Source organism: Youngiibacter multivorans (assembly GCF_017873395.1).
In the GTDB taxonomy this organism is placed as follows: domain Bacteria; phylum Bacillota; class Clostridia; order Clostridiales; family Clostridiaceae; genus Youngiibacter; species Youngiibacter multivorans.
The window spans coordinates 80,821-96,288 of record NZ_JAGGKC010000005.1 but is presented as its reverse complement, the minus strand read 5'-3'; the positions used below and the strand labels follow the sequence as shown (position 1 = coordinate 96,288).

General features: G+C 48.1%; 14 protein-coding genes. 12 read left to right on the top strand and 2 right to left on the bottom strand.

What is annotated here, in order from left to right:
• Nucleotides 1–20: 20 nt before the first annotated feature.
• From J2Z34_RS04390 to J2Z34_RS04375, 4 genes are all read left to right on the top strand, one after another.
• A complete protein-coding gene (locus tag J2Z34_RS04390) occupies nucleotides 21–605 on the top strand; it encodes a UbiX family flavin prenyltransferase (RefSeq protein WP_209458650.1) in 585 nt (194 codons plus the stop codon).
• On the top strand, nucleotides 586–975 hold the full coding sequence (gene lpdD, locus J2Z34_RS04385) for a prenylated flavin chaperone LpdD (protein ID WP_209458649.1): 390 nt from the start codon (nucleotides 586–588) through the stop codon (nucleotides 973–975). The genes J2Z34_RS04390 and lpdD overlap by 20 nt, the downstream gene beginning before the upstream one ends.
• Nucleotides 976–1,370: 395 nt before the next feature.
• On the top strand, nucleotides 1,371–2,009 hold the full coding sequence (locus J2Z34_RS04380) for a DsbA family oxidoreductase (RefSeq protein WP_209458648.1): 639 nt from the start codon (nucleotides 1,371–1,373) through the stop codon (nucleotides 2,007–2,009).
• Between the two features lie 16 nt (nucleotides 2,010–2,025).
• Nucleotides 2,026–2,622, top strand: coding sequence for a nitroreductase family protein (locus tag J2Z34_RS04375; protein ID WP_209458647.1), 597 nt, complete (start codon nucleotides 2,026–2,028; stop codon nucleotides 2,620–2,622).
• A gap of 60 nt (nucleotides 2,623–2,682) precedes the next feature.
• Here the strand turns inward: J2Z34_RS04375 and abc-f are convergent, their stop codons facing one another.
• Both abc-f and ybaK read right to left on the bottom strand, forming a co-directional pair.
• Nucleotides 2,683–4,164, bottom strand: coding sequence for a ribosomal protection-like ABC-F family protein (abc-f, locus tag J2Z34_RS04370; protein ID WP_209458646.1), 1,482 nt, complete (start codon nucleotides 4,162–4,164; stop codon nucleotides 2,683–2,685).
• 12 nt (nucleotides 4,165–4,176) lie between these two features.
• A complete protein-coding gene (gene ybaK / locus J2Z34_RS04365; protein ID WP_245250507.1) occupies nucleotides 4,177–4,674 on the bottom strand; it encodes a Cys-tRNA(Pro) deacylase in 498 nt (165 codons plus the stop codon).
• A gap of 191 nt (nucleotides 4,675–4,865) precedes the next feature.
• Here ybaK and J2Z34_RS04360 point away from each other — a divergent pair, with 191 nt between their 5' ends.
• From J2Z34_RS04360 to J2Z34_RS04325, 8 genes are all read left to right on the top strand, one after another.
• Nucleotides 4,866–5,405, top strand: coding sequence for a helix-turn-helix domain-containing protein (locus J2Z34_RS04360; protein ID WP_209458645.1), 540 nt, complete (start codon nucleotides 4,866–4,868; stop codon nucleotides 5,403–5,405).
• Between the two features lie 10 nt (nucleotides 5,406–5,415).
• Entirely contained in the window at nucleotides 5,416–6,459 is a 1,044-nt protein-coding gene (gene potA, locus J2Z34_RS04355) for a spermidine/putrescine ABC transporter ATP-binding protein (RefSeq protein ID WP_209458644.1), read from the top strand.
• Nucleotides 6,456–7,295, top strand: coding sequence for an ABC transporter permease (locus J2Z34_RS04350; RefSeq protein ID WP_209458643.1), 840 nt, complete (start codon nucleotides 6,456–6,458; stop codon nucleotides 7,293–7,295). The genes potA and J2Z34_RS04350 overlap by 4 nt, the downstream gene beginning before the upstream one ends.
• Nucleotides 7,289–8,080, top strand: a complete 792-nt coding sequence (locus J2Z34_RS04345; protein ID WP_209458642.1) for an ABC transporter permease — start codon at nucleotides 7,289–7,291, stop codon at nucleotides 8,078–8,080. Before J2Z34_RS04350 ends, J2Z34_RS04345 begins: the two co-directional genes overlap by 7 nt.
• Nucleotides 8,081–8,133: 53 nt before the next feature.
• Nucleotides 8,134–9,168 carry an ABC transporter substrate-binding protein gene (locus tag J2Z34_RS04340; protein WP_209458641.1) on the top strand — a complete coding sequence of 345 codons (1,035 nt, stop codon included), beginning with the start codon at nucleotides 8,134–8,136 and terminating at the stop codon, nucleotides 9,166–9,168.
• A gap of 283 nt (nucleotides 9,169–9,451) precedes the next feature.
• Complete coding sequence (locus tag J2Z34_RS04335; protein WP_209458640.1) at nucleotides 9,452–11,596, top strand: TIM-barrel domain-containing protein; 2,145 nt, start codon at nucleotides 9,452–9,454, stop codon at nucleotides 11,594–11,596.
• Between the two features lie 15 nt (nucleotides 11,597–11,611).
• Complete coding sequence (gene malQ, locus J2Z34_RS04330; protein ID WP_209458639.1) at nucleotides 11,612–13,090, top strand: 4-alpha-glucanotransferase; 1,479 nt, start codon at nucleotides 11,612–11,614, stop codon at nucleotides 13,088–13,090.
• A gap of 2 nt (nucleotides 13,091–13,092) precedes the next feature.
• Nucleotides 13,093–15,456: a glycogen/starch/alpha-glucan phosphorylase gene (locus tag J2Z34_RS04325; RefSeq protein WP_209458638.1), complete on the top strand. Its 2,364-nt coding sequence runs from the start codon at nucleotides 13,093–13,095 to the stop codon at nucleotides 15,454–15,456.
• Nucleotides 15,457–15,468: the final 12 nt, after the last annotated feature.

Here is a 15,468-nt window from a genome sequence, read left to right as displayed (position 1 = left end):
ATTTTGAAAGGATGGTTTGAATGAGGATAATAGTAGGAATATCAGGAGCAAGTGGAGTGGTCATGGGCTACTTCCTGCTGAAGGCATTGAAGCAGCAGGAGGGCTGTGAGGTTCACCTCGTAATTTCCAAGGGAGCAGTGACTACCTGGGAGCTTGAAACCGACATGCCCCTTTCAAAGCTTACTGAAATCGCGGACGTGGTACACAGCAACAAGAATCTTGCGGCTTCAATATCAAGCGGCTCTTTCCAGACAGACGGAATGATTGTCGTACCTTGCAGCATGAAGACACTGGCAGCCATAAGCGCCGGATATGCCTCAAACCTGCTCGTCAGGGCGGTGGATGTTTGCCTCAAGGAGAACAGGAGAGTAGTGCTTGTGCCAAGGGAGATGCCCATGGGCAAGGTTCATCTGAGAAACATGAAGGAAGCAGCGGATATAGGGTGCACAATCGTACCTCCGATGCTGACTTTCTATAACAACCCACACTCGCTGGATGACCAGATCAACCATGTAGTGGGCAAGATCCTCATGCAGTTCGGAATGAGACACACGAAATTCATACCCTGGGAAGGAGCGGTTGACGATGAAGCAGCAAAGCTTTGAAGCAGGAGAAGGGGTCTACAAGGTTGAAGCGGAAGTCCTTCTTTGCGGCAGGGATGTTTCCGTTGCTATATGCGGAGGGGATACACCCCACATCGGTGCAGTTGCACTGGCATCACCCAGGATGAGCCTTGCCGACAAGGAGAAGACATCAGCCTCAGCCAGCGTCATCTGTGTTACGGGACACAAGGAGGACGAGCTGGCAAGGTCAGCGGCACTGAAGCTTGCTTCAAGGTTTTCCTGTCAGACCGTAGTTGTAGCAGGCATACACATCGATGATGCTACAGAAGATGACATCAAGGTACTATGGAAAAACTATGAAGCTGTGATGGGAAAGATAATTGACGGACTGGAAAGCCTGATGGAAAAGTAGCTTCAGGCTGAAAACACAGAGGAGCAGTAACAGGTAATCATGTTCAAGATGATAAGGATCATACGAACAACAAGAAAAGCGGAGGAGGCCTGAAACCTCTTCCGCTTTTCTTGTTGTCACTCATTGTCTCCATGGCTGTTTGATAAAAATTAACGAAACAAGTCATAGATAATGATAAAATAGCAATATCTGCATGGTTTTCATGTCAAGAAGCTCCTGTGGTGTAAATCAGATTGTCATATTGTCAATAACATTCATTTGTTATTCAAAGCTGTGCGAGAAATAGCACTAATTAGTATTAAATCCTCATATTTGATAATATGCGATGAAATTGTATAAAATCTATGGTATCATTGGATTACGGCGAAGAACACAGCCGTGAAGGAGCGATGATCTTGAGGATAGATATTTGGTCTGATTATGTATGCCCGTTCTGCTACATAGGTTCCACAAGGCTGATGAAGGCGCTTGAGGAAACTGGTCTAAAGGACGGAGCCGAGATAGTATACAGAAGCTTCCAGCTAGACCCTGATGCGAAATCAGGCGAAAGCAGCCCATATTATATAAGCCTTTCTGAAAAGTACGGCATATCACATGAAGAGGCCAGGGACAGGATCAGGCAGGTTGCAATGATGGCTTCAAAGGACGGACTTAATTTTACTGATGAGCTGTTCCATGTAAGCACCTTCGATGCACACAGGCTTGGGCACCTTGCAAGGAAGAAGGGCCAGGGATCAAGATTCACTGAAGCAATGTACCGTTCGTACTTCGTGGACGGACTGGACATATCTTCAAGGGATGTACTTCTTGCAATTGCACAGGAGGCAGGCATTCCTGATGATGAGGCTATTGATATCTTAGACGGAAGCGGGTATTCTGCAGACGTTAAAAATGACCAGAAGGATGCAAAAGATTATGGAATCAGCGGCGTGCCGTTCTTCGTAATCGACGGAAAATACGCACTAAGCGGTGCCCAGAGCCCTGAAAGCTTCAGGAAAGTACTTGAAGGCGCAAGAGACGGGAAATTAGGATAATAACAGGAGGAAAAAAATGAACAATTTCAATGAAATCATGAAGGCCAGAAGGTCATTCTACAACATAGGTGCAAGGGAAGTAGTCGAAAAGGAAAGGATAAAGTCAATCATAGAGGATGCAATGCTGTATTCGCCTACTGCCATGAACTCGCAGAGCGGGAGGGTTGTTGTTCTGTTTGATGAAAACCACGCGAAGCTTTGGAGCATAGTTAAGGAAACACTCAAGAAGGTAGTCCCTGAGAACGCATTCCAGGCAACAAGCGACAAGATAGATTCATTTGCTGCCGGACTCGGAACAGTTCTTTTCTACGAGGATACTGAAGTAGTAAGAGGACTTGAGAAGCAGTTCGAACTCTACAAGGACAACTTCGTCCCATGGTCTTATCAGTCATCAGGCATGCTTCAGTACACTGTCTGGACAGGACTCACTTCAGAAGGCCTTGGAGCATCGCTTCAGCATTACAATCCACTTATAGACGACGAGGTCAGGAAGACATTCGGCATACCTGATACCTACAAGCTCATGTCCCAGATGCCTTTCGGAAGCGTAGAGGGACAGCCTGGAGCCAGGAATGCAAGTCCAGTAGCTGAGAGAGTGACCGTATTAAGCTAATAGCTTTAAAATTTATACCGGCAGAGGGTTACCTTTGCCGGTTTTTCTGTAACTGTGTATTCAGGAAAGGCTTATTGTCCTCGTGGCTACAGCTTCGCAAAAGGCGCTGTCATGCTCAACGAATATTATGGTCGGCTCGTATTCGAGCAGCAGCTGTTCTATCTGGATCCTTGAAAATACATCGATGAAGTTCAGGGGCTCGTCCCAGACATGGAGATGTGCCTTTTCGCAAAGGCTGCCTGCAATAAGGACCTTCTTCTTCTGTCCGCTGGAGCAGTCCTCAATATCCTTTTCAAATTGTGCCTTTTCGAAGCCGAGCTTCTGAAGGATCGCCCTGAAGAGGGCCTCATCTATGTCCTTTTGGATGCAATGGTCCCTTATGCTTCCATGGAGATGAGAGGTGTCCTGGGAGACGAAGGAGACCTTCAGGTCCGCTCCCTTCCAGAGTGTTCCGGCATGGCTTATGTCTTCCCCGCAAATAAGCTTCAGGAGGCTTGATTTCCCTGAGCCGTTCCTGCCGGTCAGGGCGATCCTGTCTCCGGTCCTGATCTCAAATCCAATTCCTGAAAGTATTGTCCTGTCACCGTAGCTTATCGAAATATCCTCAAGGCTTACGAGCCTTTCTGAATGGAAGTAAAGCTGAGATATCTTCAGGCTGTAGGTTCTTTCAGTGTCCTTGAAAAGCTTTGATTTGTCCTCTATGGCCAGGTTCTTCCTTGCTTCGATTGACTTTGACCGCTTCATCATCTTGGCTGCCATGTGGCCGATGTAGCCCTTGTCAGGCTTAGAGCCTGAATTCCTGGTCCCGATTTTGGTCTTTTCCACCTTGTCCGACCAGTCAGAGGTTCGTCTTGCAGAGTCCTTAAGCCTCCCGATCTCCTTCTTCAGCCTTTCGTTGTCATCAGCCTCCATCCTGTCCCTTATTTCCTTTTCGTTCCACCAGGTTGTGAAGTTACCCTTCCTGAGCTCGATGCCTGTCCTATTTATGGAAAGTATGTGGTCAATGCAATTGTCAAGGAACGCCCTGTCGTGCGAAACGAGTATGAAGCCCTTCTTGGAGGACAGGTATTCGCTGACAATTTTCCTTCCTTCCAGGTCCAGATGGTCGGTTGGTTCGTCTATGAGAAGGAAGCTTGTTTCCTTAAGGAACATGGCAGCAAGGAGAACCTTCGTACGCTCTCCGCTGCTTAAGGTGGAGAATGGCCTGTATAGGACATCTTCATCCACAGAGAGAAGGTTAAGCTCCCTAATAAGCTCCCAGTGAGAAAATTCTGCGTTTATGCCATTTATAACATCCAGCGTCATTTGTTTCATATTCTCCACAACATATGGAAAATACTCGAATGAGACACAAGACGATATGTTGCCGGAGTATTCATAAAGGCCCTGAAGCAGCCTCAGGAAGGTAGTCTTTCCCCGTCCGTTCCTGCCGGTAAGACCAAGCCTCCAGTCAGTATCAAGTCGAAGGTCGACGTTCTCGAATATGTTGTCGTAGCTGCCCTCATAGGCGAAGGTGAGGTCTGTTATGGTTATCTGTGACAAATGAGCACCTCCCTACCTGAATATGCTCTTCGTATCCTTTTTTATGTCAGTAACAGCTGCACGGGTAGCTCTCACAAGGTCTTTCGGATCAGCTTCGATCTGGAAGCCTCTTTTCCCTGCGCTGACGACGATCCTCTCGAAGGATCCTATGCGCTCGTCGAAGAAGGTCTTGAATTGCTTCTTCATACCAACTGGGCTGCAGCCACCGCGGATATAGCCGGTAAGCTTCTCCAGGTCCCGTTGGTCGATCAGCTCTATGTTCTTCTCATCAGCTGCCTTCGCAGCCTTCTTAAGGTCAAGCTCCTCAGTCAGCTGCACCACGAACACATAGTTATTTCCGCTGTGGCCGACGGTGACTATAGTCTTGAATATGGAAAGGACGTCCTTTCCTATCTGATCTGCAAGATACTCAGGGGACATTGACCCTTCAACAATCTCATAGGTCATAAGCTCGTATGCTATCTTTTCCTTCTCAAGGAGCCTCATGGCATTGGTCTTTACGTTCTTCAAATCATCACTTCCAGTCTTTGTTTCATACTAATTATAGCAAAAAACACAAAGCATGGCACACGGGCATAAAGCGATAACAGAAGGACACTGGAAGGAAGCTATGGGAAACATTGATTTTATTTCAGGTTGGTAATATAATCGAAGTGAGTTTAGTGATTCTATACTTTTTGTTTAATAAAGGAGGGGTTGAGTTGAAGATAGGTGAGAGGATAAGGGACCTGAGGACCAGAAACTACCTCACTCAGGAGGAGCTTGCTGACCGGTGCGAGCTCACCAAGGGATTCATATCACAGCTCGAAAGGGAACTGACTTCGCCGTCGATCGCGACCTTAGTAGACATCCTTGATGCCCTGGGAACCAATCTCAGGGAGTTCTTCACGGAGGATGAGGAAGAACAGGTCGTGTTTAGCTCTGAAGACACCTTCATGAAGACTGATGAGGAACGTGGATATTCCATAACCTGGCTCATTCCGAACGCCCAGAAGAACTCCATGGAGCCCATACTGGCTGAAATCCTTCCCGGGGGGGAGACCAAGGAGGACAGTCCCCACGAGGGTGAGGAGTTCGGTTATATCCTTTCAGGAAGCGTAGAACTTATAAGAGGACGTGAGGTCCAGAGGCTTGAGAAAGGAGACAGCTTCTATTTCAAGTCCCGGTCCGGACACCGGGTGAAAAACAGCGGGAAAAAGAATGCGGTGGTGATATGGGTCAGCTCGCCGCCGAGCTTCTAGGGGGATTAATATGAATGGAAACATAATAATAGAGCTGAATGGCATCTCTAAGAGCTTTGGAAGTGAAGAGGTGCTTAAGGACATCGACCTGAAGATCCGGGAAAATGAGTTCCTGACACTTCTTGGACCATCAGGCTGCGGAAAGACTACGACGCTTCGCATCATAGGGGGATTCGAGTCAGCGTCGAAAGGTGAGCTGCTGTTTGAGGGGAAAGACATTTCAGGGGTTCCCCCCTACGAACGACAGATAAACACTGTTTTCCAGAAATACGCCCTTTTTCCGCACCTCGATGTCTATGGGAACATAGCCTTCGGGCTTAAGATAAAGAAGGTGCCGAAGGATGAGATGCATGAGAGGATACTTGAGATGCTGAGGCTTGTGGACCTTAAGGGCTTTGAGAAAAGGAACGTGAACTCCCTGTCAGGAGGCCAGCAGCAGAGGGTCGCCATAGCAAGGGCGCTTGTCAACAAGCCAAAGGTCCTTCTTCTTGACGAGCCTCTTGGAGCGCTTGACCTGAAGCTTCGGAAGGAGATGCAGCATGAGCTCAAGCGCATGCAGCAGAGTGTAGGCATCACCTTCGTCTATGTCACCCACGACCAGGAGGAAGCCCTTACCATGTCCGACACGGTGGTGGTCATGGACAAGGGTGTAATCCAGCAGAACGGGACACCAATCGACGTCTACAACGAGCCAAAGAATGCCTTTGTTGCCAGCTTCATCGGTGAAAGCAACATAATGGACGGAATCATGCATGAGGACTTCCTGGTAGAATTCTCGGGAAAGAGGTTCGTATGCGTCGACAGGGGCTTCAGGGAAAGGGAGAAGGTCCAGGTGGTGGTAAGGCCCGAGGATGTGGAAATCGTATCACCTGAAAAAGGTGATCTGACTGGAGTCGTGACAGAGGTTACCTTCAAGGGTGTGCATTACGAGATGGAGATAAGGGGAGATGACAGGAGGTGGCTTGTCCACAGCACCAGGATGGTTCCTGTAGGATCATCTGTTGGCATTAAGATAGTGCCTGACAACATCCATGTCATGGGAGGCTTGTCATGAGCTTCAGGAAGAGTGCATACCCGTACCTTGTCTGGCTGTCCATATTCATAGTCGTTCCGCTTCTCCTTGTGGCATGGTTCGCATTCACAACCGGAGACAGCGGGAATTATACGGAGTTCACTCCAAGCCTATCCAATTTCAGCAGGTTCTTTACACCAATATATATGAGCGTGCTTTGGAGGTCACTTAGCCTTGCCCTCCAGTCAACATTGATCTGCCTACTGCTTGGATACCCGGCAGCATATATCATTTCGAGGGAGAAGGAAAGCAGAAGGAATGCCATGATCCTTTTGTTTGTCATACCTATGTGGATGAATTTCCTTCTGAGGACTTACTCGTGGCTGACAATACTCGGAAAGAACGGGATAATAAACAGCATCCTTGGATTCCTAGGAATTGCCCAGATGGAACTCATCTACAACGATACAGCTGTGCTTCTTGGAATGGTGTACAATTTCCTGCCTTTCATGGTCCTGCCGATATATTCCGTGCTTTCGAAGATGGACAGGAACCTGTATGAGGCTGCTGAAGACCTTGGTGCTGATAAGCTGAGGGTGTTCTGGAAGGTTGTGTTTCCGCTAAGCTTTCCCGGGATCATGACGGGTATAACCATGGTGTTCATACCTGCTGTCAGCACATTCATAATATCGAACCTCCTGGGAGGAAACAAATCGAACCTCATAGGAAACCTGGTTGAGCAGCAGTTCAGGTACGTTGGCGACTGGCACTTCGGATCAGCCATGTCAATGGTGCTCATGGTGATTATCCTTGCGGTCATGGCACTGACCTCCAAATTCGATACCGACAAGGAAGGGGGTGCAGGCGGATTATGGTAGGCAAAGGTATAAAGAGGACCTACACGTTCCTTATCTTCTTCTTCCTCTATGCACCTATACTTGTGCTCGTTGCCTTCTCGTTCAACGAATCCAAGTCAAGGGGAGTATGGACAGGATTTACCCTAAAATGGTACGCCGAGCTCTTCAGTGACAAGGAAGTCCTTGAGGCTTTGTACAATACACTGCTTATAGCCCTGGGTTCTGCGATGATATCGACCGTTATAGGAACAGCGGCAGCCATTGGGATTCACTGGATGAAGGGCTTCAGGAAGACAGTCGTGGTAAATTTGAACTATCTTCCGGTACTCAATCCGGATATTGTGACTGCGGTTTCGCTGATGACGCTATACAGGGCACTCAGCCTTGATTTTGGAATGATTACGCTTCTGCTTTCACATGTTGTGTTCTGCACACCATATGTAGTGCTGTCAGTGCTTCCAAAGCTGAAGCAGATGAACACGAACCTTGCCGAGGCTGCCATGGACCTTGGGGCCACGCCGCTCTATGCCATACGAAAGGTAGTGGTTCCGGAGATAATGCCTGGAATTGTTACAGGTGCGCTTATCGCGTTCACTCTGTCCATAGACGACTTCGTGATTAGCTTCTTCAACACAGGCCATGGAGTCTCCAACCTCAGCATTCTCATCTACTCGATGGCAAGAAGAGGTATAAATCCGGTTATCAACGCACTTTCAACACTTATGTTCGTATTTCTTCTGGTCCTTTTGCTCTACATCAACAGGAGGGCTGACAAGGAACAGAAAGGTATCGTTCAATCTGAATAAAGGAAGGAGGAAGCGAAGCAGGCCTTAACGCTAAGGGAGGTTTCGCAAAAGAAATGAAGAAAATAATAGTATCTGCAATCCTTGCAGTGATGCTCATGGCAGTATCTGCATGCGGGGAGAAGACAGAATCCATCAATGTGTACAACTGGGGTGATTACATAGACGAGACAGTGCTTGAGGAGTTCGAGAAGGAAACCGGTATAGAAGTGAACTATGACACGTTCGCAACAAATGAGGACCTTTACGTCAAGCTTAAGCAGGGTGGCTCCAGCTACGATGTTGTTTTTCCGTCGGACTACATGATTGAAAGGATGATCAGGGAGGACCTGCTCCAGAAGATTGACAAGACGAAGCTCACTAACCTCAAGGAAGTCGACCCGGCCTTCCTGGGCCTCGACTACGACAAGTCAGGGGATTACTCGGCTCCGTACATGTGGGGTACGGTAGGTATAATCTACAATACAACACTCGTAGATGATGAGGTCAAGAGCTGGGACATACTCTGGGAAGAGAAGTACAAGGGACAGATCGTAATGCTTAACAGCCAGAGGGATACTCTGGCGGTAGCCCTGAAGAAGCTTGGATATTCACTTAACACGAGAAGTGAAGCTGAGCTTGAGGAAGCGAAGGAAGAGCTAATAAGGCAAAAGCCGCTGGTATATGCATACCTAGGAGACGAGATCAAGGATGTGGTAATCGCCGGTGAGGCAGCGCTTGCGGTAGTATGGTCAGGCGATGCCATGGTCATGATGGATTCAAATGAGGACCTCATGTATGTCATTCCTGAGGAAGGTTCAAACCTATGGTTCGATTCCATGGTTGTCCCGAAGAGTGCAAAGAACAAGGCTGGCGCAGAGAAGTTCATTGACTTTATGCTGAGGCCTGACATATCCGCAAAGAATGCTGAGTACATCGGGTATTCAACACCGGTTACCAAGGCAGTTGAGATGCTTCCGGTGGAAATCAGGGAAAGCCTGGTTGCATACCCGACAGATGAGATGATTGAAAACTGCGAGGTCTTCAAGGACCCCATGGACATAATATCAGTGTATGACAGGATATGGACTGAAATAACGTCAGCAGAGTAAAAACAGAATTATGCTTAACATGAAAAAAGCCGTTCGGGACAAGCTCCCCGGACGGCTTTTCCATTGGCAGACAAGGATATTCTTCAAACTTTGTGAGATATTCTGCAATAAGGTACTAATGATGACATATCCATATACTGATATCATTTCAATCATCAGGCTTTAAGCCTCGAATTGACCGTCGCTGGATATGACTTAAAGAAAAAACCTTTACAAAAAACTTTTTTATGCTATATTGGAATTATCAGTGCAATCGCTTGCACAACTTCAGGAGCGTGATATATTGAAAGCATTTGATATCGCAGAAGGAATAAGGGTGCTTGTCTACGGCGAGCCAATGGACACTGGTGCAGTTGTTTGCCGACTGGGAAATGAGATAGAGGCGGATGGTTTCGGTCATGTTGAACTGCTTGGACCGGATGCTTCAAGGATAACCATGGAGCTTAAGAAAAAGGACATTGTATATGGCCTTGGCGCAAACCTTGGCGGCATAAACAAGAGAGGCAGGAAATACGAGAGCTATTGCACTGATGAACCGGTGCATTCTGAGGAGAAGAAAAGGCTTTATGCAGCACATAATTTCCTGATGATTTCAGGCAATGGCGCAAAGGGATTCTTCATCGACTTTCCGGGTCTCATAGGCTACGACATAGGATGCTCGGACAAGGACAAACTGATAATTGATGTTGCGGGAGAGGATTTTGCAGTCTATGAGATCGATGGCAAGAATGAGGATGAGGTTGTACAGCGCTTCCACTCCATCATAGGAAGGAGCTACGTGCCTCCCAAGTGGGGACTTGGATATTTCCAGAGCAGGTGGGGCTATGAGACCTCAAAGGATGTTAGGCGTGTTAAGAAGAGCTTTGACGACCTTGGCATACCGCTTGAGGGAATCTACCTTGACCTCGACTACATGGAGGATTTCAAGGACTTCTCGGTGTCTGACGAAAGGTTTCCGGATATGGAGGAGCTGGTCAGGGAATTCAAGGAGGACGGTGTTTACATCATTCCGATAATAGATGCCGGTGTCAAGATCGAGAAGGGCTACGATATCTACGAGGAAGGGATACTAAATGACCACTTCGTGAAGACCGAAGCAGGAAAGCCCTATGTGGCTGCAGTATGGCCCGGCAAGGTCCACCTTCCGGACTTTTTGAGACCAGAAACCAGAAAATGGTGGGGAGAGAAGTATAAGGTCCTTACAGACCTCGGGATCGAAGGCTACTGGAACGACATGAACGAGCCTGCTATATTCTATGACGAGGAGGAACTTGAGAAGGCCGTGGATGCGGCAATAGCTTCAAAGGGCGCTAACCTGGGTGTGTTGAAATATTTCGAGCTCAAGGACCTTTTCAAGGATATGGGAAACAGGGAGAGGTACTACAGGACCTTCTACCATGAGGTTGACGGAAAGGTTGTCGTGAACGAGAAGGTACACAATCTATATGGCCAGAACATGACGGTGGCTGCAGGAGAAGGTCTGAGGAGTATCCTTGGTAAGAGGCATGTGCTGATCTCCAGGGCATCATCCACTGGAATGCACAGGCACTCAGGGATATGGACAGGAGACAATTCCTCATGGTGGAGCCATCTGGAGCTTAACATAAGGATGATGCCAAGCATAAACATGGCGGGCTTCTACTACGTTGGAGCTGACACCGGCGGCTTCGGAAACAGCACCAACTGGGAGCTTCTGACAAGATGGCTTCAGTTCTCGGCGTTCACTCCGCTTTATCGAAACCATTCAGCTATAGGCAATGATTTCCAGGAGCCATATATATTCGGTGATGAGGTCACGGGCTGGAACCGTGAAATAATAAAGGCGAGATATGCCCTTATCCCATACCTCTATTCAGAGATGATGAAGTCTGTGATGAATGGAACCATGATGTTCAGGCCTCTGTCCTTTATGTTCAGGGATGATGCGTCAAAAGACACAGAAGACCAGCTTCTGCTTGGAAAGGAGCTGATGCTTACACCTGTCACAAAGCCAAATGCCAGTGGACGGACAGTCTATTTGCCTGAGGACATGGCGGAGGTAACCTTCAGGGATGGAGAGGTTAGTCTCGAGAGGACAGCTTCAGGTCTCAGGCGGCTTGAATACGGATTTGACTGCCTTAAGTTCTACCTCAGGAAGGATTCCATACTTCCATACAGCTCACCTTCAATGAACGTCAGGAGCCTTGACATAGGTACGCTTCATGCAATCGCTTACGTTGATAAGGAAGCTGAATATGTGCTGTATGACGACGACGGAGAGAGCTACGGATACGAGACAGGAGAATCGTGGAGTACAACGATAAAGGTCAGGCGGGATGGCCTGGATTTTTCAGCAGAAGCAATAAGCGACAATCCGAAGATAGAGAAAATAGTTGTGGACATACTTGGAACTGACGGAGATAGGATAAGAAAGACAATAACAATATAGGAAAGGAAGTGTACCATGCAAAAGAGATCAAGCGGGATACTGATGCACATATCCAGCCTGCCCGGCAGATACGGGATAGGGGATTTTGGAAGGGAAGCCTACAGGTTCGTAGATTTTCTTGTGGAAAGCGGCCAGGGAAACTGGCAGATACTTCCTCTGGGAGTCACCGGCTACGGAGACTCGCCATACCAGAACTTTTCAGCATTTGCCGGCAATCCCTACTTCATCGACCTTGATGAATTCCTGACAAAAGGGTATCTGACAGAAAAGGACATCGATAAGGAAGACCTTGGAAGCGATCCCCATTCTGTGGATTACGGAAAGCTCCATGAGGGAAAGAACGCTCTGCTGAGGAAGGCATACGTCAATTCGGCTAACGCGCTGAAGCCCGAGCTGGAAAGCTTCCTTGCTGAGCAGGGTGAATGGCTTCGTGACTACGCTCTCTTCATGTCCATAAAGACAGTGAACGGCGGGAAGTCATGGTTTGGCTGGGATGAGGAGCTCCGGAATTTTACATCGAAAAAGGTACTGGAATTCGAGAAGGCAAATTCTGAGGAGGTTCACTTCCATGTATTCCTTCAGTATTTCTTCTTCAGACAGTGGAAGGCACTGAAGGCTTATGCCAACAACCATGGAGTAAGGATAATCGGCGATATACCAATTTACGTTGCTGAAGACAGCTCTGACCTGTGGGCGAATCCAAGATTCTTCAACCTGGACAAGAAACTTAATCCCAAGACTGTTGCCGGTTGTCCTCCGGATGCCTTTTCAGCGACGGGACAGCTGTGGGGAAATCCGATCTATGACTGGGATGCAATGGAGAAGGACGGCTACAGCTTCTGGATAGACAGGATTAAGGCAAGCCTTGACCTGTATGATTCAGTGAGGATAGACCATTTCAGGGGCTTTGAAGCATACTGGGAAATCAAGTACGGAAGCCTTGACGCTGTTAAGGGCGAGTGGACCAAGGGACCGGGGATGAAGCTTTTCAGTAAGATAAAGGAAGAGCTCGGAGACATGGACATCATCGCGGAGGACCTTGGATTCCTTACGGAGGAAGTATTCCAACTCATTAGGGATACGGGATTCCCTGGCATGAAGGTTCTGCAGTTCGCATTTGATTCACGTGAGTCCAACGACTACCTGCCTCATACCTATGACAAGAACTGTGTCGTATATACGGGAACCCACGACAATGAAACTACTGCCGAGTGGATGGCTACGGTAAACAGGGACGATTTCAGCCAGGCAGTAAGGTACCTGAAGCTGAACTATGATGAAGGCCTGGTATGGGGATTCATACGGGGAGCCTGGTCAAGCGTGGCAAACCTTGCCATAGCACCTATGCAGGATTTCCTTTGCCTGGGACGAGAAGCCAGGATGAACAAGCCTTCAACGATCGGAGGAAACTGGACCTGGAGAGTAAACAAGGATGAAATGAACAGCTGCCTTTCAAAGAAGATCAGGGAGCTGACTAAAAGATACGGGAGATAGAGATGTTTGACAAAAAAAGACTTCAAGAGAGAATGAATGCCCATGCTGCAGTGTCCTTCGGAAGGACACTTAAGGAACTTAATGCCAGGGAAAGCCACATTGCCTTTTCAAAGGCCATCATGGAAGAGGTGGTCCCCCTGTGGACAGCCACCAGGGAAAAGCAGGAGGGAAAGAAGAAAGCCTGCTACTTTTCAGCGGAGTTCCTGATGGGCAGGGCTCTCGGAAACAACCTGATGAACCTCGGGATAAATGATGAGGCCAGGGAAGTGCTTGGCGGGATGGGACTTGACATCAATGACATAGAGGAAGCCGAAGAGGACGCAGGGCTTGGAAACGGAGGACTGGGAAGGCTTGCAGCCTGTTTCCTTGACTCTGGTGCAAGCCTAGGATACCCTCTCAACGGTTATGGCATCAGGTATGAATATGGTATCTTCAAGCAGTCGATAAAAGACGGTGCACAGGTTGAGGAAGGCGATAACTGGCTGGAGTACGGGGACCCATGGTCTGTAAGGCGTCTTGATGAAGCGGTGGAGGTATCCTTCTTCGACGGCCCGGTGCTTGCTGTGCCATACGACACTCCGGTTATCGGCTATGGCGGAAAGACAGTCAACACATTAAGGCTGTGGAAGGCTGAGGCCCTGAAGCCATTTGGCTTCAAAGAGTTCAACGACGAGGACTACGAAGGATCTGTCAGGGAAAAGAATAATGCCGAGACAATAACCAAAGTACTTTATCCCAACGACTGCACCGACAAGGGGAAGCTTTTGAGACTCAGGCAGCAGTACTTCTTCGTTTCAGCGTCCTTGCAGGACATTCTGGCAAAGCATTTGGAAAATGGGTTCAGCCTTGAAAGCTTTCCTGATTACCATGCCATACAGCTGAATGATACACATCCTGCTGTAGCCGTACCTGAGCTCATGAGGCTGCTCACTGAGGTACATGGAATGGATTGGGACGAAGCCTTCGATATAACAAGGAGGACCCTTGCCTACACAAACCATACCATTCTCGCTGAAGCACTGGAGCAGTGGCCGGTCAGGCTATACAGGAAGCTCCTGCCGGGGATATACGGAATAATAAGTAAAATAGACAGACAGCTGCAGTCAGACCTGAGGTCAAAAGGAATAAGAGGAAAGGCACAGGATAGATACAGGATACTCCTTGGCGGAAGTGTAAAGATGGCCTGGCTTTCAATTTACGGGACCCATTCCACAAACGGAGTTGCTGAGCTTCACACTGAGCTTCTCAAGGAAACTGAGCTCAGGCATTGGTACGACATATACCCGGAAAGGTTCAACAACAAGACGAACGGCATAACCCAGAGGAGATGGCTTAAGATGTCGAATCCGGAGCTGTCAGCTCTTGTCACTGAGCTCCTTGGTACAGACGGATGGATAACTGACCTTGACCTACTGAAGGGATTGAGAGGCTATACAGATGATGCGAATGTCCTTGAGAGACTGAATGAAATCAAGAGGGTAAAGAAGGTTCAGCTTGCTGAGCATATAAGGAAAGTCGAGGGAATAGAGATCGACCCGGATTCGATATTCGACATCCAGATCAAAAGGCTCCATGAATACAAGAGGCAGCTTCTGAATGCTTTCCATATACTTGACCTGTACTACAGGATAAAGGAAGGGGATGCAGAAAACATCACTCCAAGGACCTTCATATTCGGTGCCAAGGCAGCGCCTGGCTACAAGAGAGCCAAAGGCATAATCAAGTACATCAATGAGATAGCGAGTCTTGTCAACAGCGATCCTGAAACCAAAGGTAAGCTTAAGGTTGTCTTCGTGACCAACTACAGGGTATCCTATGCGGAAAAGCTTTTCCCGGCTGCAGATATCTCGGAGCAGATATCAACGGCAGGAAAGGAAGCATCAGGAACAGGCAACATGAAGTTCATGCTTAACGGTGCGCCCACAATAGGTACACTTGACGGTGCGAACATAGAGATAGTCGAAGAATCCGGGGAGGAGAACAACTTCATATTCGGTCTCAAGGTAGATGAAATAGAAGATATGAAGGAAACCTATGATCCTCATGTTCCATATCTTGAGGTGCCTGGACTGAAGAGGGTAGTTGATTCGCTTATTGACGGAACCTTCAATGATGGAGGAACCGGAGCCTTCAGGGAGCTTCATGATTCGCTGCTAAAGGGTGCAAGCTGGCACAAGCCTGACAACTATTTTATACTTGCCGACTTCGCCTCATACAGAGAAGCGCAGGAAGAGGTGGGAAAGGTCTTCAAGGACAGGCTGTCTTTCGCCGGGAAGTGCCTTATGAACATATCAGGAGCCGGAAAGTTCTCGTCTGACAGGACCATCAGGGAGTATGCAAACGAGATCTGGAACCTTGAAAATTGATTTTATTGCAGA